Source organism: Salinispora tropica CNB-440, from assembly GCF_000016425.1.
Taxonomy (GTDB): domain Bacteria; phylum Actinomycetota; class Actinomycetes; order Mycobacteriales; family Micromonosporaceae; genus Micromonospora; species Micromonospora tropica.
Window position 1 is genome coordinate 2,634,515 of record NC_009380.1, and the last position, 21,510, is coordinate 2,656,024.

A 21,510-nucleotide genomic window follows, 5' to 3' on the forward strand; every position below is an offset into this window, starting at 1 on the left:
CTTACTACGAAGCGTAGTAGATACTACAGTCCGTCGTAGAAAAATTCTCAGGGGCGGGAGGCCCGAGGTCCCGGGACCAATGGCCTTGATCATTAAGTCGACGGCCCCCCACCGTTGGCTGCGTACCCCGTGCGATCATGAAGCGCTGATGAAGACTGAGCACTGGCAAGCGCCGCTGATCTGGCGTACCGCACAACCGCTCGCCCGCGTCGTGGTCGGCGCCCTGGCCCGGCTGGAGGTAGCCGACGAGATTCCGGGACGTCTGCGCCCCGGCCCCCTGCTGCTCGCCGCTAACCACATCAGCCCGTTCGACCCCATCGTGCTCGCCGCCGCCTGCCACTCGGTGGGGATCGCGCCACGGATCATGGCCACCGGCGGGCTGTTTCGCGCCCCGCTGGTCGGCGCCGCCATGCGGCGCGCCGGGCACATCCGGGTCGACCGGGGCGTCAGCACCGCGGCCGATGCGATGGCGACGGCCGCCGATGCCCTGGCCGACGGCGCGGTCATCCTGGTCTATCCGGAAGGACGCATTGGTCTCGATCCGGGGCTGTGGCCCGAGCGGGGCAAGACCGGCGTCGCCCGGCTTGCCCTGACCTGCGGTGTGCCCGTGATCCCGGTCGCGCAGTGGGGCGCGCACGAGGTGCTCCCCTACCGAACCCCGAAAGGGCTGGTGCGCGCGCTTGCCCGCACCGTCGCTCATCGGAAGGTGGTCCGGGTGCGCTTCGGCGCCCCGGTCGACCTGGCCGACCTGGCGCCCGGCGCACCCGGCGTGGCCCGCCACGCCACCGACCGCATCGTCGACGCGATCACCGACACGCTGGCCCCGCTCCGGCCACACGAACCCGACCGGCCCCGCCACATTGATCCCGGGCGGCCGGTCGACACCAGCCGCTCCCACCGTCGAAGCTGACACCCGCCACCGTTGGCTGTCGCCCACTACCTGATGATCACCATTGGCCGGCATACTTCTCGGCGTGCTGACCGGCCCGTGCCCCTACCTCGACACGCCAGCGCCGTTGGCCTTCGCCCACCGTGGCGGCGCCGCCGAGGGCGACGAGAACACGGCTGCGGCGTTCGCCCGGGCTGTCGGCCTGGGCTATCGGTACGTCGAGACCGATGTGCACGCTACCGCCGACGGTGTGGCGGTGGTCTTCCACGACCCCACGCTGCACCGGATCACCGGCTCCCCCGGACGGATCGCCGAGCTGCGGTGGGCCGATCTGGCGTCGGTGCGCGTCGGTGGCGCGTCGGTGGTGCCCCGCCTGGACGAGGTGCTACACGCCTGGCCGCAGGTCCGGTTCAACGTTGATGTCAAGGCCGGCTCCGGCATCGAGCCGGCGGTGGCCGCCATCGAGCGCGCTGACGCCGGAGATCGGGTTCTGTTGGCCTCCTTCAGCGACGCGCGGCTGGTCCGGATGCGGGCGTTGACCCGGGGCCGAATCGCCACCAGTCTCGGCGTGCGAGGCGTGGCGCGACTGCGGATGGCGTCGTTGACGGGCCGGCTGCTGCGGCTGCCGGAGTCGGTGGTCGCCGCGCAGGTGCCGGTGCGGTACGGGCGGCTGCGGGTCACCGACCGCCGGTTTCTCGCCTACTGCCACCGCCTCGGGCTGCAGGTGCATGTCTGGACGATTGACGAACCCGCCGAGATGCACGAGTTACTGGACCTCGGGGTGGATGGCATCATGACCGATCACGTGGACGTGCTACGTGACGTCTATCGCAGTCGCGGTCACTGGGCCTGATTCGAGGATCACTGGGATGTCTGCCACCGCAACCCCCGCTGTCGACGACACTCCCCCCACGCCGCGGAGCAGCCGCCGGGAACGCACCGGCTGGTACGTCTACGACTGGGCGAACTCGGCGTTCCAGACCACCGTCATCACCGTGTTCCTCGGTCCGTTCCTCACCACCGTCGCCGAGCAGGCTGCCGGCTGTGAGCTCGGTGCGGACAGCTGCGTCGGGTACGTGTACCCGCTGGGGATCAAGGTCGCCGTCGGGTCGTACTACCCGTATCTGATCTCACTGTCGGTGCTGCTCACGGTCTTCGTGTTGCCGGTTGTGGGCGCGATCGCCGACCGGACGCGGCACAAGAAGCGCCTGCTCGCCGCTGCGGCCTACGCCGGTGCTGGTGCGACTGTCGCGATGGCCTTCGTCACCGGGGAACGGTACCTGCTCGGTGGGGCGCTGTTCCTGGTCGCCAACATTGCCTTCGGCGCCGCGATCGTGGTCTACAACTCGTTCCTACCGCAGCTGGGCGGGCCGGACGACCGGGACGGCATCTCGAGCCGGGGATGGGCGCTGGGGTACCTCGGTGGCGGCCTGTTGCTGGCGCTCAATCTGGCCGTCGTCACCGCGCTCGCCGAGGAGGGCAACCCGCAGCGGACCCTGGACCTGGCTCGCTGGTCGATCGTCTCGGCCGGGGTGTGGTGGGCCGCGTTCACCCTGGTGCCGCTGCGCTGGCTCCGCGAACATCCCACCGCCGCGGCGTTGACCAGCGGCGGCAACGTGCTCATCGATGGTTTTCGGCAGCTCGGGCGCACCCTGCGTCAGCTGCGGGCGTACCCGTTGACGTTGTTCTTCCTCCTGGCGTTCCTGGTCTACAACGACGGCATCGCGACGGTCATCACCCTGTCCAGCCAGTACGGCACCGAAGAGCTACGGCTGACCCAGAGCACCCTGATCGTGACCATTCTGTTGGTGCAGTTCCTTGCCTTCGGTGGCGCGCTGCTGCTCGGCGCGCTTGCCCGGCGCATCGGGGCGTGGAAGACCGTCCTGTTGAGCCTGGTGCTGTGGATCGCGGTGGTCGTCGCCGCGTTCCGGCTGCCCGCCGAGGCGCCGCTGCCGTTCATGGCGCTGGGTGCGGCCATCGGGCTGGTGCTCGGGGGCAGCCAGGCGCTGAGTCGGTCGTTGTTCAGCCAGCTCATCCCTGCCGGCAAGGAGGGCGAGTACTACGGTTTCTACGAGATCAGTGACCGGGGCACCAGCTGGCTTGGCCCGCTCGCCTTCGGGCTGGTGTTCCAGTTGACCAACTCCTACCGGGTGGGCCTGGTCTCTTTGCTGATCTTCTTCGTGGTCGGGTTTGTGCTGCTGCTGGCGGTGCCGATGCGTCGGGCGATCGTGGCCGCTGGGAACCGGCCGCCGCGGGTGCTGTGAGCCGATCGACGGCTGCCGGCGCTGCGGCGGGTTCATGGGCTAGGCTCCCGGACCGTGACCGACCACGCCTCCGCCGATTCGACCTGCCTGGCCCCCGCGTCCGGATCCGACGAACGGGTCGGCGGTGCGGGCGCGGACGGGCGGCCGTTGCACGCCGCGGCGCTGCGGTTCTACTGGGGTCCGATGGACTGTGGCAAGTCGACCATGGCGCTGCAGATGAACCACAACCACGCCCGGCAGGGGCGGCGGGGCCTGGTCACCACCCGCATCGACCGGTCGCTGGGCCCGCGGGTGACCACCCGCATCGGGTTGGCGCACGAGGCGGTCGAGGTCACCGATGAGCTGGATCTGCGCGCTCTGGTCCGGGGCCGGCGGGCCGAGGGGGTCCGGGTCGACTACCTGATCTGCGACGAGGCCAGCTTCTACCAGGTGGAGCATGTCGAGCAGCTGGCCGAGCTGGTCGACGACGACGATGTCGACGTGTACGCGTTCGGTCTGGCCACCGACTTCCGGTCCCGTATGTTCCCGGCCGCGCGACGGCTGTTCGAGTTGGCGGACTCGGTGGCCCGGATCCAGGTGGAGGTGCTCTGCTGGTGCGGGCGGGAGGGGCTGCTCAACGCCCGCGTGGTCAACCGGCGGGTGGCCCGGGAGGGCGCGCAGGTGGTCGTCGGTGACACGGCCGAGACTGCCCAGGTGCGCTACCAGGTGCTCTGCCGGCGTCATCACCGTGCCGGTGACCTGGGGCCTGCCGCATCCGACTGACCGGCTCGTCCCCCGGGTCGGCGGATCAGTACGGGTCACCGCAGACCCGCCAGCCGCCGTCCTCGGTGACGATGGACAGGTCTCGCTGCTCGGTGTTGCCGCTGTCGCGGGTCAACCGTACGGTGACGGTGCCCTGCGGTCGGCCGCGGCGGCTGGTTACCGCGACATCGACGATCTCGTACTCCCGTACCGTCGGTGGGGTGCGCACCCAGCTACTGAAGCCGATCTTGCTCCACCGGCTGCGGGAGTCGGCGCAGAGTTGTTCGTAGGCGCCGGTGGTGTCCCCGGTGGTGAGCTGCCGCAGGAAGCCGTCGGCGGTGAGCCGTACCGGCCCGGTGGCCCGGGTCACCGCCTGCAGGTTCCACGCGGCCAGCCCGGCGACACCCACACAGCAGAGCAGGACCATGGCGCCCGCGACGACCAGGCCGGTCCGGACCGGCCTGCGCGGCTGCGACGGCCGGATCCACGGCGGCTCGGCGTTCACACCCTTTGACGGTAGAGATCTGGCCCGGGCGAAGGTGCGGAATACCGCGACGCGCAGCGGAAGTATTCCCATAATCACGGTATGCGTATTGCAGTTGTCGGGGTGGGTCGGATGGGCGCCATCCATGCCGCCAATCTTCGCCGCCACCCTGATGTCACCTCGTTGGTGATCGCCGACGTGGACCGGCAGCGTGCCCAGGAGGTGGCACGCCGCCTCGACGCCAGTGCGGCGGATTCGGTCGACGAGGCGTTCACCTCCGGCACGGAGGGGGTTGTCATCGCCTCCAACACCGCTACGCACGCCGAGTTGATCCGGCAGGCGGCACGGGCAGGCCTGCCGGCGTTCTGCGAGAAGCCCGTCGCGGCCGACCTGTCCGAGGCAACGCGGACGGTGCAGGAGGTGCAGGCGGCGGGCGCCACCCTGCAGATCGGCCTCATGCGCCGGTTCGACGCGGGCTTTCTGGCCGGCCGGGCCAGGGTGCGCGCCGGTCAGCTCGGTCGGTTGCACACCATTCGTTCTGTTGGCGCCGACCCCGATCCCCCGCCCGCCACCTACCTGTCGTCCTCCGGCGGGATCTTCTGGGACGCGTTGATCCACGACTTCGACCTGCTGCGTTGGATCACCGGCCGGGAGGTCGCCGAGGTGTACGCGTGCGGCTCGGACGCCGGACCGCCGATCTTCGCGGAGCTGGGGGAACTCGACACGGCGATGGCGCTGCTGACGATGGACGACCGGACGCTCGCCGCCACCACGGCCACCCGGTGCAACGGGGCTGGCTACGACGTCCGTATGGAGTTGTGCGGGGATGCGGACACCATTGCTATCGGGCTCGACCGGCATACCCCGCTGACCTCCGTCGAGCCGGATGCTCCGTCCCCGCCGTCGGATCCCGTACCGGGTTTTCTGGAGCGCTTCGCGTCGGCTTTCGAGGCGGAGATCGACGCTTTCCTTCAGGTCGCCCGGGGAGATCTGGAGAACCCGTGTGACGGACGGGAGGCGGTGGAGGCGCTTCGGGTGGCGGAGGCGTGCTGGCGGTCGCAGCGGGAGCGGCGACCGGTCCCGATGACGGAGATCGCCGGATTCTGAGGCTGTTGTGGTCCGCGTGACCTGTCGGAAGGGGTGGAGAGCCTCGGGCGGTTTCGGCATGGTCTCGGGCGCGGCGGGAACCAGGGGGCATGCCCCGATCCTGGAAGTGGGAGGCGAAGGTTGCCCGGCCCGTCGCGTGGAGCACCGCGCTCTACGACGGCCTACTGGATCTCACACCCCGCACCGAGCCGACGCTCTTCGGTGACCTGGACCGCTCCCGGCGACGTTTCGTCACCGTTGACGAGTGTGTCTGGACGTTGTACCAGAAGGAGGTCACCGGGCTGCTGGACCGCTACCGACTCGAGTGGAACAACCCGCCCTGTCTGCTGCCGGGCGGTGAGGACGCCAAGACCCGTGACAGCGCGAACCGGATCTACGACGAGATGGACGCCTTCGGTGTTCCCCGATTCGACGAATCACCGATCGCCATCGGCGGCGGCGTGCTGCACGACGTGTTCGGTCTGGTGGCCGGCGAATACCGGCGGGGCGTGTCGTGGGACTTCATCGGCACGACCCTCGTGGCCGCCATCGACTCGATGTTCGCCCTGAAGTGCGGCGTGAACGAGGGGTGGAAGAACCGCTCCGGTCTCTACCATCCGGCGCGGTTGTCGCTGACCGACGCCCGCTTCTTCCGGACGCTGGAGCCGCACCAGATCAGGGATGGCTTCGCGGAGATCATCAAGGTTGCCGTCGCCGGAGACCCCGCCCTGTTTCGACTGCTGGAGGAGCACGGGCCGCGGGTCTCCGAGGAGCGTTTCCCGGCCGCCGACGACGCCTCCGAGGAGATCCTCAGCCGGTCGATGTCGTGGATGATGCGGGAACTGAAACGCAACCCGTTCGAGCACGAGACCGCCCGGGCCAGCTACCTGGGGCACAACATCTCGCCCGGGCTTGAGCCCACCCTGACACACGGGCACGCGGTGGCCTTGGACATCGCCTGGACCAGCATGATCGCGTGGCGGCGGGGGTTGATCGGGCGCTACGTCCGTGACCGGATCCTGCGTCTGATCCGCTCGCTCGGCCTGGACGTGTGGCATCCGGCGATGGAAGACACGGACCGGCTTGTCGCCGCCCTGTCCGACACGGCCCGACACCGCGGTGGCCAGCAGCGCATCCCGACGCCGTCGCGCGTGGGCCGGGTGACATACCTGGGGGATGTCACCACCGACGAGCTGCGGCGCGCTGTCGAGGACCAGCACCAGTGGGAGTCGGACGACCTGCCGGCATCCCGCTCACCGGGGGGAGACCGACGATGAGCGCCCCTCGACAGCTGCAGTGTCACGTGTTCACCAACCCCCAGCAGGGGGCGAGCTACGACGAGGTGGCCACCACCGCGAAGGCGGTGGAGGAACTCGGACTCGACGGCTTCTTCCGCTCGGATCACTTCCTGGCCATGGCCGACGCCGCGGGACTGCCCGGTCCCACCGACACCTGGGTGACCCTGGGCGCGCTGGCCCGGGAAACCCGACGCATCCGACTCGGGTCATTGATGACCTCGGCGACGTTCCGGCACCCGGGCCTGTTGGCGGTCACCGTCGCCCAGGTCGACCAGATGAGCAACGGGCGGGTCGACTTTGGGTTCGGCACCGGATGGCACGAGCCGGAACACCGTGCCTACGGTGTCCCCTACCCCGCCCTCGGCGAACGGTTCGACCGGTTCGAGGAACAACTGGACATCATCACCGGCCTGTGGGACACCCCGCAGGGCGAGCTGTTCACCCACCATGGGCGGCACTACCGGTTGACTGACGCGCCGGGGCTCCCGAAACCCGTCCAGCGCCATCCTCCAATCATCATCGGCGGCACCGGGCCGACCAGGACACCCCGCCTGGCGGCCCGCTACGCCGACGAGTTCAACTACGCCTTCCCGACTCTGACGGAGATCGCGGAGCAGGGCGCGCGGGTTGACGCGGCCTGTGAGAAGGCCGGCCGGGCGCCGTCGAGCCTTCGCCGCTCCGCTGTTGTCCTGCTCGTCTGCGGCCGTGACTCCGCCGAGGTGGCCCGGCGTGCCGAACCCGTCGGTGGGCTCTTCACCACGCAGATGATGGAGCGCGGGCTGGTCGGCTCCCCGACGCAGGTGGTTGACCGGATCGGGGAGCTGGCCGAGGCGGGCATCAGCCGGCTCTATCTGCAGACGCCCCACCAGTTCGACGTCGATCATCTGGCGTACTTCAGTCACCACATCCTGCCGCAGCTGGACTGACGGGTACCGGCGGGCACGGTGCGCCGCGACCGGCGGGTCAGCCGCGGCGTCGGGACCGGGCGGTCCAAATCGCGTACGCCGGGTCTCGGTCGAGGTTGTGCCGGTCACGGTCGTAGCGGCGGGTGGTACGCGGGTCAGCGTGCCCCATCGCGTCCTGCACGTCCTCCAACGGCACGCCCTCCGCGCGGGCGGTGGTGGCGAAGGAGTGCCGCAGCGAGTGCGGGGACAGCCGCGCCCACCCCGGGATGCTGGCCTCCCGGGCGAGCCGGCGGACCAGGCGGAACACGGAGTGCCGGTCCAGCCGGGCGCCGGTCGAGGTCACCAGCAACGGACCGGTCAACCGGTGCACCGGAACGCCCTCGGTGCGGGCCCGCCGGGTCAGGTATGCCTGCACGGCCGCCGAGGCGCCCGGGGTGAGAGCCCGCCGCCGGGCCCGGCCGCCCTTACCCGTGAAGCGCACACTGTGGTGGCCGCGCTCGGTGCCCAGGTCCGCGACGTCCAACGACACCAGCTCACCGACCCGCAGCCCGAGGTCGACCAGGAGCGCCACCGCGGCCCGGTTCCGGGCGGCGGTCGGGCCGGTGGCGCTGTCGGCGACGGTGAGTAGCGCGTCGACCTCCTCCGGGGTGAGCCCGATGGTCGCCGAGTGGTCGCGGTCGACGTGGGGGCGATCCGCTCCGGTCACCGGGTTGGTCCCGACTGCGCGTAACGTGACCAGAAAGTCGTACCAGCTGGACAGGGCGGAGAGTTTACGGGCAACCGTGGCTGGCGTGGGCGGCTTGCCGCTGCGGGCGGTCGGTGTCGACTCCAACCACCGGGCGTACGCGTTGACGTGCAGGAAAGTGGCCCGCAGCGGATCCAGGTCGGCATCGGCGCACCAGTCGAGCCAGCCGCCGACATCCCGCCGGTAGGCGTCTCGGGTGTGCTCGCTGAGTCTGCGGTTGGCCAGCCACGCCTCGGTGAAGTCAGCCGCCCCGGTGGACAGCACCGGCGTTGGTGTCGAACGGCGCCGCGCCGGCATCTCGGAGGAGAGCATGTGCGAAAGGTTCTCAGGGTGGGGTCGGCAACGCTCGGAGGCGCGCCCGGAGGAGCACCGCGGTCACCGCCGCGAGGGTGAGCGCAGCGACCGCGGCGAGCGCGGCCAGGGTCGCGAGATCGGGGTGCAGGACTGACTGGCCCCGGTTGGCCTGCCAGCTGAGCACCGCGAACACTCCGGTACCGCCGAGGGCCGCGGCGCCGACGAGGTCGGCCCGGGTCCGCTCGTCGCGCAGCCAGGGCCGGCGTGCCGAGGCAGCGCCGAGGACCACGGTGAGCAGCAGCAGCCCCTGGATGGCGTGCATTCCCACGAAGTGCGGTACCCGCAGGTCCCCACCGGTCGCGCTCCAGCCGGTGACGGGCATACCGTTGCCGTCGGGGTCGCCGATGCCGTGTGCGCCGACCAGGGACACCTGGTGGCCGTTGGCGTCGGCCACCACCCGCGGCGTCTGCCCCGATGAGGTGCTCAGCCACAGGGCCACGACCATGCTGGCAACCGCCAGGGCCAGCCCGGCGCGCAGTGCCCGGGTCAGAGCGCGGTCGCCGACGCGCTGGACCAACAGCAGGATCGCCACGAAGAAGGTGGTCAGCAGCAGGGGCATGATGCCGACGGAGAACGCCGCCTGGACGGTGCGGGCCACCGGGTCGGTGTTTTCGTTGAAGTGGCTGAAGGTGCCGTTGGCGGCGGCGTAGGCGACGGCCCCGACATCCAGCACCCCGGCGATCGCGAAGACCGTACCGAGCCACCAGCCGATGCGTCGGCCTCGGCGGAGCTTGCCGAGCAGCCACGCCACCACGAGGGCGTGCACGCCCATGGCGAACCCGAATTTCAACGGCTTCAGCCAGACCGGCTCGCCGACGAGGTGTCGATCGTCGAACAGTAGGCCGCCGACGGACACCAGGGCGACAGTGAACATGAAGACCGCGTTGGCGAGCAGCGGACGATGCCACTCGGTCTGCGTGCGGTGAGGTGCGGTGGTGATGCCCATGCTTCGCTCCGTCCGCTGGCGCGCACTCGGCCCGATGCCGGGTACGCCTACGAGCGTCTACGAACGCGCAGTGCAGCACCATCCCGCAGGCCACCGGCCGGGTTGGGGGGTTAACCCCCTACTGCGGACCCGGTCCAGGCGCGGTCATCGCGGCTGGTGTGATCGGGGTCGGCGGGCGAGGTGGAGGAGGGCGGCGCCGGCGAGGATGAGCACGGCGGCGGCGCCGAGCAGGTGGGGCAGGCTGGCCCCGGTGATGGGCAGGTCGGGGTCGGCGATGGTGACGGTGGTGGCCGCGGACTGACTGTTGGGGCAGGTGGTGGTGCTGGTGTAGGCGGCGGTGAGGGTGTTGGCGCCGGCGGGGAGCCGGGTGGTGTGGGTGGCGGTGCTGCTGCTGTCCAGGGGCACGGTGGCGAGGTCGGTGTTGTTGGTGCGGAAGGTGATGCTGCCGGTGGGCGCTGCGATGTCGCAGGAGACGGTGGCGGTGAGGGTGACCTCCTGATCCACGGTCGGGTCCGGCGGCGAGATCCGCAGGGTGGTGGTGGAGGTCGCCTGCGCGTCGACCAGGGCCAGGCTGTGGTCGTCGCCGACGGCGACGGCGGTGATCGCGGTGCCGGCGGGCAGGCTGACCGCGACCGGCTCGCTGCTGTCGGTGGTGGTCCCGTTGCCCAGCTGGCCTTCGTTGTTTCTGCTCCAGGCGAGGGCGGTGGCGGTGGAGGTCACCGCCACGGCGTGGTCGCGGTGGATGGCGACAGCGGTGAGCGTGGCGCCGCCGGGCACCCGGACGGCGACCGGGGTGCTGCTGCCGACGGTGGCCCCATTGCCGAGCTGGCCTTGCCCATTGTCGCCCCAGGCGAGGGCGCCGCCAGCAGCGGTTAACGCCAGGCTGTGGTCGGCGCCGGAGACAACGGCGGTGGCCGTGGTGCCGGCCGGCACCCGGACGGCGATCGGGGTGCTGCTGTCGCTGGTGCTTCCGTCGCCGAGTTGGCCGAAGGAGTTCGCACCCCAGGCATAGACAGTGCCGGTGGAGGTCAGGGCCAGACTGTGGACGTCGCCGGCGGCGACAGCGGTGACCGTGGGCAGCTGCGGCACGGTGATCGGGGTGCTGCTGCCGGTGGTGGTCCCGTCCCCCAACTGGCCGAAGGCGTTGCTACCCCAAGCGAGGGTGGCGCCGGTGGAGGCGACGGCCAGGCTGTGGCCGAGACCGCCGGCGATGGCGGTGACCGTGGTGCCCACGGGTAGCCGCACCGGGACCGGAAGGCTGCTGTCGGTGGTGGTCCCGTCCCCCAGCTGACCGACGGCGTTGTCACCCCAGGCGAACACCGCACCGGTGGCGGTGATCGCCAGGCTGTGGCTGGTGCCAGCGGCGATGGCGGTGACGGTGGTGCCCACGGGTAGCCGCACCGGGACCGGGGTGCGGCTACTGGCGGTGGTCCCGTCCCCCAGCTGACCGAAGGAGTTACCACCCCAGGCGAGCACCGTGCCGACGGAGGTCAGGGCCAGACTGTGGGTGTCACTTCCGGCGATGGCGGTGACGGTGGTGCCCACGGGTAGCCGCACCGGGACCGGGGTGCGGCTACTGGCGGTGGTCCCGTTCCCGAACTGGCCAAAGGAGTTGTCGCCCCAGGCCAGGATGGTGTCCGTCGCGACGGCTGCGGTTGGCGTGCGCTGGGCGCCCGCCGGCAGCACCCCGGCTGCCTGGGTGACCGTCACCACCAGCGCGAGGCAGAACCCCCCGGCCAGCGCACGTCGCGCCCGATGCGCGCAAGCGTCTCGAAGATCCCGCTGACGAATTCCCTGCATCGTGCACACCTCCGAGCGGACAAATGCCCGTCAATAGGACAGAGGTCATTATTGACCACCTATCACTCGGATAGCGGCAGGAACATGCGCCAAACAGAACCTCGCCGGGTAGCCGGGCCGCAGCGTCACCGGCGCCGGGTACGGGCCAACACGCGGACCAGGATGAGCATCGCGGTGGCCTGCGCGGCGGCGACCGCGGCGAAGAGCCCGGCCCGGGAAGAGTCGTACAGGGCGCCGGCGGCGACGCCGCCGACGAGCGCACCGGCGGCCTGGACGGCGGCGAAGACGCCGTACGCGGTGCCCCGGCGCGACCGGGGCACGAGGTCGGCCACGAACGCCTTGACGGTGGAATCCTGCACCCCCAGCGCGGCGCCCCACGCCAGGACCCCGCCGGCGGCCATCGCCAGGCCGGTGGTGAACGCCAACGGGGGCACCACGGCTACCAGGATGGGCAGAACCAGCAGGACACGGGCTCCGATGTGGTCGTAGGCCGCACCGGTGGCGAGCGCGGCCACGGCGGCCGCCGCCATCGCCGCGGCGTACAGCAGCGGCACCCCCGCGGCCGGCACCAGACCGGTCTGGGCCAGGTGAAACCCGATCAAACCGAAGGTCATCAGCCCCGCGGTGCACAGGGCACAGGCCACCGCGAACCATCCGAAGGACGCCGGCAGCGAGGCACGCCCGGCGGGGTCGACGTACTCCTCCCGGTTGTCGGCGGCAACGTCGCGGGGGTGCGCGATGCCGGCGCGACGGCGCAGGACCACGAGCAGGACCATCGCCAGCGCCCCCGGCACCGCCAGCCCGGCCAGCCCCGGCCACAGGAGTCCACCGGCGGCGGCGGTGAGTGCGGCCAGCAGCAACGGGCCGGCGAACGCCCCGACCTGGTCCAGGGCCTTGTGGACGCCCATTCCGCGGCCCATTCCCACCGCGCCGGCAGCGTCCGCCAGCAGCACCGACTTCGCCGGTGACCGCACGGCCTTACCCAGCCGCTCAGCCACGATCAACACGGCGGCCACCACCAGCCCCGCGGCACCCAACCGCGGGGTCACCGCCAGCAGCGGCACGCACACCGCCGTCAGCGCGTACCCGAGGGTCGTCAACGTCCAGTAACGGCGGGTCCGGTCGGCCAGCGGCCCCGACACCAGCCGCAGCGCCAGCGCGGCCGCCTCACCAGCACCGGTGATCAAGCCGACGATCAGTGCGGACGCTCCCAGCGATGCGAGGAGCGGCCCGTACACCGACCGGGCGCCCTCGTACACCATGTCGGCGGCCAGGCTCACCACACCGAATCCGATCACCGTCCGCCACGGCGACCAGCTTGGCGACGGCGGTCGATCGGTGTAGTCCGCCGGGGCATGAGACGCCGACGGGGAGTCAGTAGTTTGCACAGCCTCACTTCACCGGAGTTCAGGCGGTGCGGTCAAACCGAGGACAGTTTGACGCCGGGTGGGGCCACCTACCGACGATCATGCGGTCGGGCGGTGCGGATTTCGGTCGTCGCCGGCTTGGGGTTCTTTTAGCTTCTGGGCGATCTGTTCAATGGCGACGAGGTCTTCGGGGGCGAGTCGGTCGATGAAGTGGCGTCGTACCGACTCGACGTGGGCCGGTGCGGCGTCTTTGAGTGCGTCAAGACCCTGCGCGGTGAGCACCAGGAAGCAGCCCCTGCCATCGTTTGGATCGGGTGTGCGCTTCAGGAGACCACGCGCCGCCATCCGGGTGGCGTGCCGCGATAGCCGGCTGCGTGACCAACCCATCTTGTCAGCCTGCTCCCCCAGGGTGCTGGTGTGTCCGGGCCGTTCCGACAGGGTGCTCAGTACCTCGTAGTCGGGTTCGGAGAGCCCCAGGACGGCTAGATCGCGCGCCGTGCCGGTCTGGACGACGACCATGACGCGCAGGAACGCCCGCCACGCCCGTTCCTGGTGCGGGTCCAACCAGCGGACGGCCTCGCTCGATGATTTTGTTGACATGTAATCAAGCTAGCATCTACACTTTGTTTCCATGTTAACGAAACCGGTTCGTGTCCTTGCGCTGATCTGCAGCACCCGCCCCGGCGCCCTCGGCCCCCAGGTTGGACAATGGCTGGTCGAAGCGATCTCCCCACACGCCACGGAACTCGGCGTCGAGGTGGTCCCGGTGGCCCTCGGCGATCTGAACCTGCCGTTTCTTGACGAGGAGGAACATCCGTCGTCGGGCATCTACCAGCATGAGCACACACGTCGCTGGAGCGCAATCGTCGACGCGGCGGACGGGTTCATCGCGATCACACCGGAGTACAACTACGGGATGCCAGCGACTCTGAAGAACGCGCTGGACTACCTCCGTCGCGAATGGGCGTGGAAGCCGATCGGATTCGTCAGCTACGGCAACACGTCGGCGGGCACCCGGGCGGTTCAACACGCCAAGCAGGTGGTGACCGCGCTGCGCCTGGTTCCGCTGGGCGCCACGATCGCGATCCGCATCAGTGACGCCACGAGTCGCGGGCGACTACAGCCCGATGTCGCCCGCGACCGGGCGGGCCTGGACCTCCTGGACGAACTGGTCCGGGTTGCCCACGCCCTGCGGCCCCTGCGGGAACGCACACAGGCGTCGGCCGGGTCCGGACCGCTTCCAGGGTCGTATGTCAGACGGCTCACCGGTGACGACGTGCCTGAGGTGACGGTCCTGCAACGATGCTGCTGGGTCGACGAGGCTCTCGTCAACGACACCCTGGACATGCCCGCCCTGCACGAGTCGCCGGAGCAGGTGCGCGAATGGCTGGCGACCTGGCACACCACGGGTATCTGGCGCGACGGCCGGCTCCTGGGGATGGTGCGCGCCCGTCGCATCGGCGCCGACTGGCACGTGGGTCGGCTCGCCGTCGTCCCCGACCTGCGCGGCCAGGGCCTGGGCCGGTGGCTGCTGCGTACCGCCGAAGCCATCGCCGATCCCGACTGCCGTCACATCCTGCTGGTGACGGGCGCTAAGAGCCTGCGGAACATCGACCTCTACCGCAGCGAGGGGTATCAGTCGATGTCGCTCGCCGGTCCGGCCGGAACCATGTGCCTCGGCAAGGAGGTGTCCCACCCGCGCTCAGCCATTCGTGACGTCCGGGTAGGTTCTGTGCTGGGCGACCAGTAACACACGTCACCGCCGTCGCCCGGCCGGCCTCACCCCGCACGGCCGGGCGCCTCGTAGGTGACCGGGAGTTTCGCCGCCTCGTCGATGTCCTCGGGAGTCAACAGTGGCACCATGATCGTCTCGCCAACGCCGGCCGCGCGGACGGCGAGGCTGAGCGCGGCGGCGACAACATTGTCCCGCAGGTCACACAAGACGTACACGTCGTGCTTGCCAAACGAGAAGTACAGGGACTCCACCCGTCCGCCGGAGTTCTCGATGAGCGCCCGGACCACCTCGGCCCGCCGCGTCCCTCCTTCCGTGCCCAGTCCGCTGACACCTTGGGTGGTGTAGGTCGCAATCGCCAGGAACATCACTACGCTGGCACCACCTTTCACCGTGTGTGGAACTCCCGCTGCTTCGCCCTGTACCCGCAATCCGTCCCGCCACGCCTCACCGATCCCCGCCGGTACCCAGGAGAGGAATGGACGGGCAGGGCGTCGCCGGAGCGCGACAGCCGGGTTGTTACCGTGGTGAACATGTATGTACCCGAGGATCGCACCGCGAAGGCGATCATTCGGGATGTCGCCCTGGAGCTGTTCGGTGAGCAGTGGCCGGCGGCGGCGTCACTCAAGCAGGTGGCGGAGCGCGCGCAGGTCTCGCAGTCGCTGATCATCAAACACTACGGGTCCCGCGACGGTCTGGTCGCCGCGGTGGACACCCACGTGCTGGGCCTGTTGGGCAACGCGTTGGAGGCGCTCGCCGGCACCGACGGAGCCGGTCCACCCGATTGCTTCCTCGCCTCGGCCGACGCGCTCCGGGCGCCGGCAACCACCCGCTACCTCGCGCACCTGCTCATCGGCGACACGGCACGCTCGGTCGAGGCCTACCGCAGGATGCAGGAGTTCACCGACTCGCTCGTGCGCCGCATGGCCGAGGCCGGCGCGGTCGCCGAGGACACGGATCGGGCGCAGCTCTCGATCGTGCTCCTGGCCCACGAGCTGTCGATCATTTTGTTGCGGGATCGCATCGCCGACGTGCTCGGCACGGACCCGGTGGGTCGCGACGGCCTCGGACGCTGGTGGGACACGATCGACCAGCTCTATTCGGGTGCCGCGATCCGGAAGCCGTCCGGCTGACGTGGAGTAACGCTGGCCGCGCGCACCGGCGTACGGCGCTTCGCCGGGGCAGCCATCCGGCGAGTACGACCAGCCCGGCGAGCGCGATCAGCACGTACAGGTTGCTGTACACCAGGCCGAGGCCGGTGAAGTGCAGGTCCCAGCCGCCCGGCGCGGCCAACACCCAGCTGGTGCTGGCCACCAACGCGAGCCAGACGGCGCCGAGTGCTGCAGCATCGGGCCCACCCTCGACAGGTGCATATGTGTTCACTATCGTGAAGGAAGACTCACTTCCGGTCTCGAAAGGTGGACATGCCCATGACAACTCCCGTGCCCCTGTCTCAGGGGGTGGCCTCGCGGCTCAACGACCTGCTCATCGCCCCCGGCAGCACCCGAATGGAGCGGTGGCTCAGCTACCTCACCGCGTTCGTCGGCGCTGGTGTCGCCGCAGCCATCGGCGCCGCAGCGGGCTACCCATCCCCGATCATCGTGGTGCTGGCGGTCCTCGGTTTCGATCTCTTCGGCGGGGCCGTGGTGAACGCCACCGCGGCGGTGTCGCGCCGGTTCCATACCGGCGTCACGGCCGCCCGCCGGCAGGTGATCTTCGTGGCGGCCCACGTCCATCTGCCCGTCCTGGCGCTGATCCTGCCCGCGTACCCGTGGTCAACCGCGATCACGCTCTACGCCGGCACCCTCACCGCCGCCGTGGTGGTCGCCACCGCCGGTCCGACGTCAAAGCGCCCGTTGGCGTTCGCGGCCGCAGCTGGGCTACTCGTTGTGGCGGTCACACTCCTGCCCACCCCGCCAGCGCTTGCCTGGCTGGCGCCGCTGCTGATCCTCAAGCTCCTCCTCGGGCACCTGCTGCCCGGCCCCCGGGCGACGTGAGCACGACGGGAGCAACGCTGGGCCCCACCACCGGCGGCGTTGGCGTGGGCCCAGTGCCGTCGGTTAACCGAGGTCAACCACGAGGGGCCGGTGATCGGAGATCACCGACAGCGGGGTTCGCACGGCCGTCACCGGCGGGAGTCGATGGCGGTCCTGCCGGTCAGCGAGGACGTGGTCGAGTTGGATGCGGGGTCGTCCAGCCGGATACGTGGGTCGGCGGCCGAGAGGATGCCATCCGGTCAGGAGTCGGGCGCACCCGGCGGGCAGGTTGAGGTCGCCGAGCAGGATCCGTGGTGCGGGCAGGGCCCGCAGCGCGCGGACGGTCTGGCGCAGCTGGTGGGCGTTCCAACCGGGGACGAACGACAGGTGGGTGGCGGCGGCTGTCACGAGACCGTGCGGGGTGCGCAGGACCGCCGCGAGTACGACGCGGGGTTCGTCCTGGAGCAGCACGAGGCCACCGCGCGATCCGGGTACGTAGACCGGTGCGCGGACCGGGGCCGGCGTCAACCGGATGATCTGCCAGGAGATGACCGGATGGCGGCTGACCAGGCCGACACCAAAGCGGGGTTCGTCATGGCCGTCGTCGTCGTGGGTCAGGGGACGGACCTGTCTGCCGGGTTCACCGACGACGGCGGCGGCGAAGCGGTGTTCGCAGGCGGCGAGGGCGTGGGCGGCGAGGGCGGTCTGGTCCAGGTTGCCGCTGCGGCCCTGACCCCGATCGACCTCTTGGAGGGCGAGAACATCGGCATCGAGGGCGGCGACCGCGGCGGTGAGCCGTCGCGAATCGACCAGCCCGTCGGTGCGGGACCGGCCGTGCAGCAGGTTGAAGGTGGCCAGGCGCACCGGATCAGCCTAAGTCCGTGGCAAGGTGGGCCGGTGGTGAAAATGTTCGTCTGCTCGGTGCTGGTGTTCGTGGCGATCGGGTCGGTCGGCCTGTGGCTGCGGCAACGTCGGGGACGATGAGGCGACCGCAGCCACAGGTCGGTGTCTCAGCGAAGGGGCGGAGGTCACCCACTACGCGGCGCGTAGTGGCCGGCGCGGACTTCCCGCAGGGCCCGGCGACGGGTCTCCCCGCGCAGCGTGTCCACGTAGAGGCGGCCAGCGAGGTGGTCGGTCTCGTGTTGCAGAGCGCGGGCGAGGAAACCGGTGCCGGTGATGGTCAACGGTTGCCCGTGCTGGTCCATACCGCGTGCGGTGGCGCGCATGGCTCGCGGGGTCGGGAAGTACAGGCCGGGGATCGACAGGCAGCCCTCGTCGTCGTCCTGCCGGTCGTCGCCGAGTTCCAGCGTGGGGTTGATGAGGTGGCCGCGGTGGCCGTCGGCGTCGTAGACGAACACCTGGGCGGAAACGCCGATCTGCGGGGCGGCCACCCCAGCGCGACCCGGGGCGCCGAGCAGCGTGTCCATCAGGTCGGCGACGAGTGCGCGTAGGTCGGCATCGAAGCTGGTGACCGGCGCGGCGGGAGTGCGAAGCACCGGGTCGCCGATGATCCGGATCGGGCGCATCGTCATGCCCAGAGACTATCGCCCTGCTGCGGGCGGGAACGGCGGGCCGACGCGAGAGCAGCGAGGTGCCCCGGCGGTCACCGCCGGGGCACCTCGAGTAGGTCGGTCAGCCGAAGCAGGTGGGTACGGGGTTGGGGCTGCCGGTGCAGTTGGTGGGTCGGTTGTTGATGATGATGACCTTGCCGAAGACGTCGATCACGCCGTTGTTGTAGACGCCGCCGGGTTCGTTTTGGGCGAGGTTGTCGGTGACCCGGACGTCGGTGAGGGTGAGGACGGTGGTGGGGTCGGAGGGGTTGAAGAAGATGCCGCCGGCCGCTCCGCCTGCTTGGTTGCCGGAGACGGTGGTACGGCGCAGGGCCACCACGGGGTCGCCGCCGTCGCCGATGATGGCGATGCCGCCGCCGTCGCCGGTGGTGGCGGTGTTGTACACGATCTTGCTGTCCTCAACGGTGACACCGAGATCGGTGGTGAGGTAGAGCCCCCCACCGGAGGTGGCGGTGTTCTCGGCGACCTTGACGTGCTGGAGTAGAAGGGCTTCCTCGCCGTTGTCGTAGATGCCGCCGCCGAGTCCGCTGGCGGTGTTGCGGGTGATGGTGCTGTGGACGATCTCGGAGAGGTCGCCGTCGTTGTCGACGCCCCCACCGTCGGTAGCGGTGTTGTCGCTGATCAGGGTGTGGCTGATAGTGGCGGAGCCCTCGTCGTTGGAGAACCCACCGCCGGTGGTGCCGGCGGTGTTGTTGGTCAGCTTCGACTTGCTGATCGCGAAGGTGCCGTGGTCGCTGGAGACGCCGCCGCCCTCATCGCCGGCGGTGTTGCGGGTGATGGTGCTCTTGGTGATCGTGACTTTGCTCCGGTCACCCCAGACGCCGCCGCCGTCGCCGTTGCCGCCCAGGGTCATGTTGTCCCGGACGGTGACGCGTTCGAGGGTCAGTCGGGTGCCTTCGCCAGCGCGGATGCCGCCGCCGTCGTCGTTGTTGCCCTCGAGCCTTCCGCCGGCGACGGTGAGGTCTTTGAGGGTGAGGTCGCCGCCGGTGATGACCTCGAAGATGCGGAAGTTGTCGGCGGCGGCGGCCCGGATGATGGTGGCGCCCTGGCCGTAGATCGTGATCGGCTGGAAGACCGGGGGTAGTCCGTTGTCGTCCTGGTTGACCGTCAGGGTGTAGACGCACTTCTCGGCGAGGCGCAGGGTGCCGCCGCCGGCCTGGTTCGCCGCGGTGATGGCGGCGATCAGCGCGTTGGGGTCGCAGGGCACCGGGGTGCCCTTGTCCTTCCCGTCACCATGGCCATCACCCTTCCAGCCCGAGTGACCGGCCTTTCCCCAGTCACCACCCCACTCGCCGTCGACCTTCGACCACTCACGGTGCGGCTGGCCACCAGTGACCTCGCGGTCGGGCGAGGGCTGGTACGCGGTGGCCGATCCAGCGCCGGCCAGGCCAGCGACTCCGGTGAGGGCCACGGCGCTGACCGCCGCGACGGCGCGGGGTGCGCGGCGTCGACCGCGCACCCCGGACGGGCGGGGGAGTCTCCTGCTCTGCAACATCGTCGTTCATCGCTTTCTGTGCGGGTCGGTCCGGGCGGTACCCGGGTGCGGTGGCAGCGGTGGTGACGCCACAACAGGAGTCAAGTACACAAAAACCCCCTAAGCCACGCAAAGACCTCAAAGACGAATCAAACGTGTGAAACTGGCACACATAGGGTGGTTCTGGTGGTCGAAGCCGCTGAGATGCACTCCCGTACCAACCACGCGGCCGGCCGATGGTGTGGACCGCCCGCCTGGCAGGCGGGGTGCTCATCCGACTGTCCGCTGCTCCCGACGAGGCGGCCGGGGAAGCTCCTGGAGTGCGAACACGCGACAGTTGCCTAGACGGTCTCACCAGACGGGCGGGTCAACGGCGACCTGCACCTGCCCGATCCCCTGGCGGCGCCCTCAACGCCAGGATCGAAGGCGCGCCAGGGGGCACGACGTCGACGATGGCCGCGACTCCGTCAGTTGCGGGGCCAGACCCGCACCGGTACTCGCGGGAACGCCGCCGTCAGGAACTGCTCGGTGAGGCCGTCGCGCACGGTGGCGTCCGGCCAGGCGTCGAGCACCTCGGGCAGGGTGCGGTGACCAACGGTGAGATGCAGCAGGGCACCTGGTGGAATGGCGGCATGGGGACTTGCGTCAGCGCTCGGACCCGCCACGCTGCTCCGTCTCGCCGTCACCGCCGTCAGCTCACCGTCGTCGAACTCGAGGTGAGCGCTCGCGGTGTAGGTGTCTATCACGAGTGTGGGCTCGGGCCACCGCAGATCGGCCGCCTGCCAACGGCTGCGTAGCAGCGGGGCGAGGCGGGCAAGCAACTCGATGGGGTCGCCGGTTCGGGCGTACCAGGCTCCGGGGCGCGCTGGTATCCCGCTGGGCCCGATCCGGGCCAGGAGATGGTCCGCGTCGAGCAGCGGGCGCACTGCATGGAACGGACGCTGGGCCGTCGCGGCGTAGCGCCGACCAACCTGGCCGAGATAGGCGTACATCGCGGCGGCGGCCTCCGGCCAGCGCTCGGCAGGCTCGCAGGTCGCGGCGAACACGGTCAGCTTTCCCGCCGCGGAGAGCGCGGTACCGTGCACGAGATATCCCTGGACGTGCGCGCCGTGCAGCAGTACGGCAATCTCACGGCGAACGACATCCTCCGCACGGCGGCCCACAATCTCGTACCGCCAGACGGCGGCGTCGCGTGGGCAGACCAGGGCGTCCCCGTCTGCCTGCCGTCGGTCGAGGTCGGCAAGGGCGTCTGCGTCGGCCGCGGTGGCGGAGCGGACGGTCCACCGTCCCTGGTGGGCGTCCGGTAGGGCGGTGGCCGGCACGGTCGGTGCGCCGCTGTTGGTCAGGGCGTAGTCGTAGCCAAACCGGCGGTAGAAGTGCGGAATCCCTTCGATGATCTGGAGTGGCACGCGATCAGTCGCGCAGCGGTCGTGCAGCGCGGCGAGTAGCCGTTCGGTGAGCTGGTTGCCGCGATGTTCCGGTGCCGTGCCCACCAGCTCGACCTGGATCACCGGCAGCCGAATTCCGGCCAGGCTCCACTCCTGACGAAGACCGACCAGACTGGCCGCCAGGCGACCGGTGGCGGTGTCCTCCACGACCAGGAAGTCGTCGAGTGTGACCGAGGGATGCCCGCTCAGTAGATCGTGGACCCACGCGGTGATCCCCGCGTGTGGTTCTCCGCCGGTGGTCGCCTGCAGTTGAACGGCCGCCTGTAGTCGCGCGATCTGATCAACGTCCGACTCGCGACCACGCCGAATCCTGTAACGGTCACTTAGGCTTGTCATGCCTTACGTTCTACCGTCAGGTGATCGCTCGTAGGACGTGACGCCGCACACGTCGGGTGCGCAAACAGTGCAGCAGCCCACGGCGTTCGACAGC

21 protein-coding genes are annotated in these 21,510 nt (G+C 70.2%); 10 read left to right on the top strand and 11 right to left on the bottom strand.

Going from position 1 to position 21,510, the window contains the following annotated elements; genetic code table 11:
* The first annotated feature begins 148 nt into the window (after positions 1-148).
* The 4 genes from STROP_RS11765 to STROP_RS11780 all read left to right on the top strand — a co-directional run bounded on the left by STROP_RS11765 (position 149) and on the right by STROP_RS11780 (position 3,915).
* Positions 149-910: a lysophospholipid acyltransferase family protein gene (locus STROP_RS11765; protein WP_026275362.1), complete on the top strand. Its 762-nt coding sequence runs from the start codon at positions 149-151 to the stop codon at positions 908-910.
* Between the two features lie 64 nt (positions 911-974).
* Positions 975-1,742: a glycerophosphodiester phosphodiesterase family protein gene (locus STROP_RS11770; RefSeq protein WP_012013570.1), complete on the top strand. Its 768-nt coding sequence runs from the start codon at positions 975-977 to the stop codon at positions 1,740-1,742.
* A gap of 16 nt (positions 1,743-1,758) precedes the next feature.
* The gene (locus STROP_RS11775) at positions 1,759-3,153 is read left to right on the top strand and encodes an MFS transporter (protein ID WP_012013571.1); all 1,395 of its coding nucleotides are present in this window, start codon (positions 1,759-1,761) and stop codon (positions 3,151-3,153) included.
* A 54-nt stretch (positions 3,154-3,207) separates the two neighbouring features.
* Entirely contained in the window at positions 3,208-3,915 is a 708-nt protein-coding gene (locus STROP_RS11780; RefSeq protein WP_012013572.1) for a thymidine kinase, read from the top strand.
* 25 nt (positions 3,916-3,940) lie between these two features.
* Here STROP_RS11780 and STROP_RS11785 read toward each other — a convergent pair whose 3' ends face one another.
* On the bottom strand, positions 3,941-4,399 hold the full coding sequence (locus tag STROP_RS11785) for an Rv0361 family membrane protein (RefSeq protein ID WP_018831326.1): 459 nt from the start codon (positions 4,397-4,399) through the stop codon (positions 3,941-3,943).
* A gap of 81 nt (positions 4,400-4,480) precedes the next feature.
* Between STROP_RS11785 and STROP_RS11790 the strand changes: the two genes are divergently transcribed.
* The 3 genes from STROP_RS11790 to STROP_RS11800 all read left to right on the top strand — a co-directional run bounded on the left by STROP_RS11790 (position 4,481) and on the right by STROP_RS11800 (position 7,688).
* The gene (locus STROP_RS11790; RefSeq protein WP_026275363.1) at positions 4,481-5,485 is read left to right on the top strand and encodes a Gfo/Idh/MocA family oxidoreductase; all 1,005 of its coding nucleotides are present in this window, start codon (positions 4,481-4,483) and stop codon (positions 5,483-5,485) included.
* A gap of 89 nt (positions 5,486-5,574) precedes the next feature.
* Positions 5,575-6,741 (top strand): 3-dehydroquinate synthase family protein, encoded by a 1,167-nt coding sequence (locus tag STROP_RS11795; RefSeq protein ID WP_012013574.1) that lies wholly within the window; start codon positions 5,575-5,577, stop codon positions 6,739-6,741.
* Between the two features lie 14 nt (positions 6,742-6,755).
* Complete coding sequence (locus STROP_RS11800; protein ID WP_026275364.1) at positions 6,756-7,688, top strand: LLM class F420-dependent oxidoreductase; 933 nt, start codon at positions 6,756-6,758, stop codon at positions 7,686-7,688.
* Positions 7,689-7,725: 37 nt separating this feature from the next.
* On the opposite strand, the gene STROP_RS11805 is transcribed toward STROP_RS11800, so the two are convergent.
* The 5 genes from STROP_RS11805 to STROP_RS11825 all read right to left on the bottom strand — a co-directional run bounded on the left by STROP_RS11805 (position 7,726) and on the right by STROP_RS11825 (position 13,479).
* Positions 7,726-8,724, bottom strand: a complete 999-nt coding sequence (locus STROP_RS11805) for a tyrosine-type recombinase/integrase (RefSeq protein ID WP_012013576.1) — start codon at positions 8,722-8,724, stop codon at positions 7,726-7,728.
* Between the two features lie 13 nt (positions 8,725-8,737).
* Positions 8,738-9,712 (bottom strand): hypothetical protein, encoded by a 975-nt coding sequence (locus STROP_RS11810; protein ID WP_012013577.1) that lies wholly within the window; start codon positions 9,710-9,712, stop codon positions 8,738-8,740.
* Positions 9,713-9,856: 144 nt separating this feature from the next.
* Positions 9,857-11,512: an RCC1 domain-containing protein gene (locus STROP_RS11815; RefSeq protein WP_012013578.1), complete on the bottom strand. Its 1,656-nt coding sequence runs from the start codon at positions 11,510-11,512 to the stop codon at positions 9,857-9,859.
* Positions 11,513-11,637: 125 nt separating this feature from the next.
* Positions 11,638-12,810 (bottom strand): MFS transporter, encoded by a 1,173-nt coding sequence (locus STROP_RS11820; RefSeq protein ID WP_028565517.1) that lies wholly within the window; start codon positions 12,808-12,810, stop codon positions 11,638-11,640.
* Between the two features lie 168 nt (positions 12,811-12,978).
* Complete coding sequence (locus tag STROP_RS11825) at positions 12,979-13,479, bottom strand: MarR family winged helix-turn-helix transcriptional regulator (RefSeq protein ID WP_012013580.1); 501 nt, start codon at positions 13,477-13,479, stop codon at positions 12,979-12,981.
* 31 nt (positions 13,480-13,510) lie between these two features.
* Here STROP_RS11825 and STROP_RS11830 point away from each other — a divergent pair, with 31 nt between their 5' ends.
* Positions 13,511-14,629 carry a bifunctional NAD(P)H-dependent oxidoreductase/GNAT family N-acetyltransferase gene (locus tag STROP_RS11830; RefSeq protein WP_012013581.1) on the top strand — a complete coding sequence of 373 codons (1,119 nt, stop codon included), beginning with the start codon at positions 13,511-13,513 and terminating at the stop codon, positions 14,627-14,629.
* Positions 14,630-14,658: 29 nt separating this feature from the next.
* Here the strand turns inward: STROP_RS11830 and STROP_RS11835 are convergent, their stop codons facing one another.
* A complete protein-coding gene (locus tag STROP_RS11835) occupies positions 14,659-14,982 on the bottom strand; it encodes a GYD domain-containing protein (RefSeq protein WP_026275366.1) in 324 nt (107 codons plus the stop codon).
* Positions 14,983-15,144: 162 nt separating this feature from the next.
* Here STROP_RS11835 and STROP_RS11840 point away from each other — a divergent pair, with 162 nt between their 5' ends.
* Both STROP_RS11840 and STROP_RS11845 read left to right on the top strand, forming a co-directional pair.
* Positions 15,145-15,744, top strand: coding sequence for a TetR/AcrR family transcriptional regulator (locus STROP_RS11840; protein ID WP_037329590.1), 600 nt, complete (start codon positions 15,145-15,147; stop codon positions 15,742-15,744).
* Positions 15,745-16,041: 297 nt separating this feature from the next.
* Positions 16,042-16,608: a hypothetical protein gene (locus tag STROP_RS11845; RefSeq protein WP_012013584.1), complete on the top strand. Its 567-nt coding sequence runs from the start codon at positions 16,042-16,044 to the stop codon at positions 16,606-16,608.
* 63 nt (positions 16,609-16,671) lie between these two features.
* Here STROP_RS11845 and STROP_RS11850 read toward each other — a convergent pair whose 3' ends face one another.
* The 4 genes from STROP_RS11850 to STROP_RS11865 form a co-directional block, all read right to left on the bottom strand.
* Positions 16,672-17,451 carry an endonuclease/exonuclease/phosphatase family protein gene (locus tag STROP_RS11850; protein ID WP_012013585.1) on the bottom strand — a complete coding sequence of 260 codons (780 nt, stop codon included), beginning with the start codon at positions 17,449-17,451 and terminating at the stop codon, positions 16,672-16,674.
* A 164-nt stretch (positions 17,452-17,615) separates the two neighbouring features.
* A complete protein-coding gene (def, locus tag STROP_RS11855; protein ID WP_012013586.1) occupies positions 17,616-18,119 on the bottom strand; it encodes a peptide deformylase in 504 nt (167 codons plus the stop codon).
* Between the two features lie 100 nt (positions 18,120-18,219).
* Positions 18,220-19,653, bottom strand: coding sequence for a hypothetical protein (locus STROP_RS11860; protein WP_012013587.1), 1,434 nt, complete (start codon positions 19,651-19,653; stop codon positions 18,220-18,222).
* Positions 19,654-20,099: 446 nt separating this feature from the next.
* Positions 20,100-21,416, bottom strand: a complete 1,317-nt coding sequence (locus STROP_RS11865) for a GNAT family N-acetyltransferase (protein ID WP_012013588.1) — start codon at positions 21,414-21,416, stop codon at positions 20,100-20,102.
* Between the last annotated feature and the right edge of the window lie 94 nt (positions 21,417-21,510).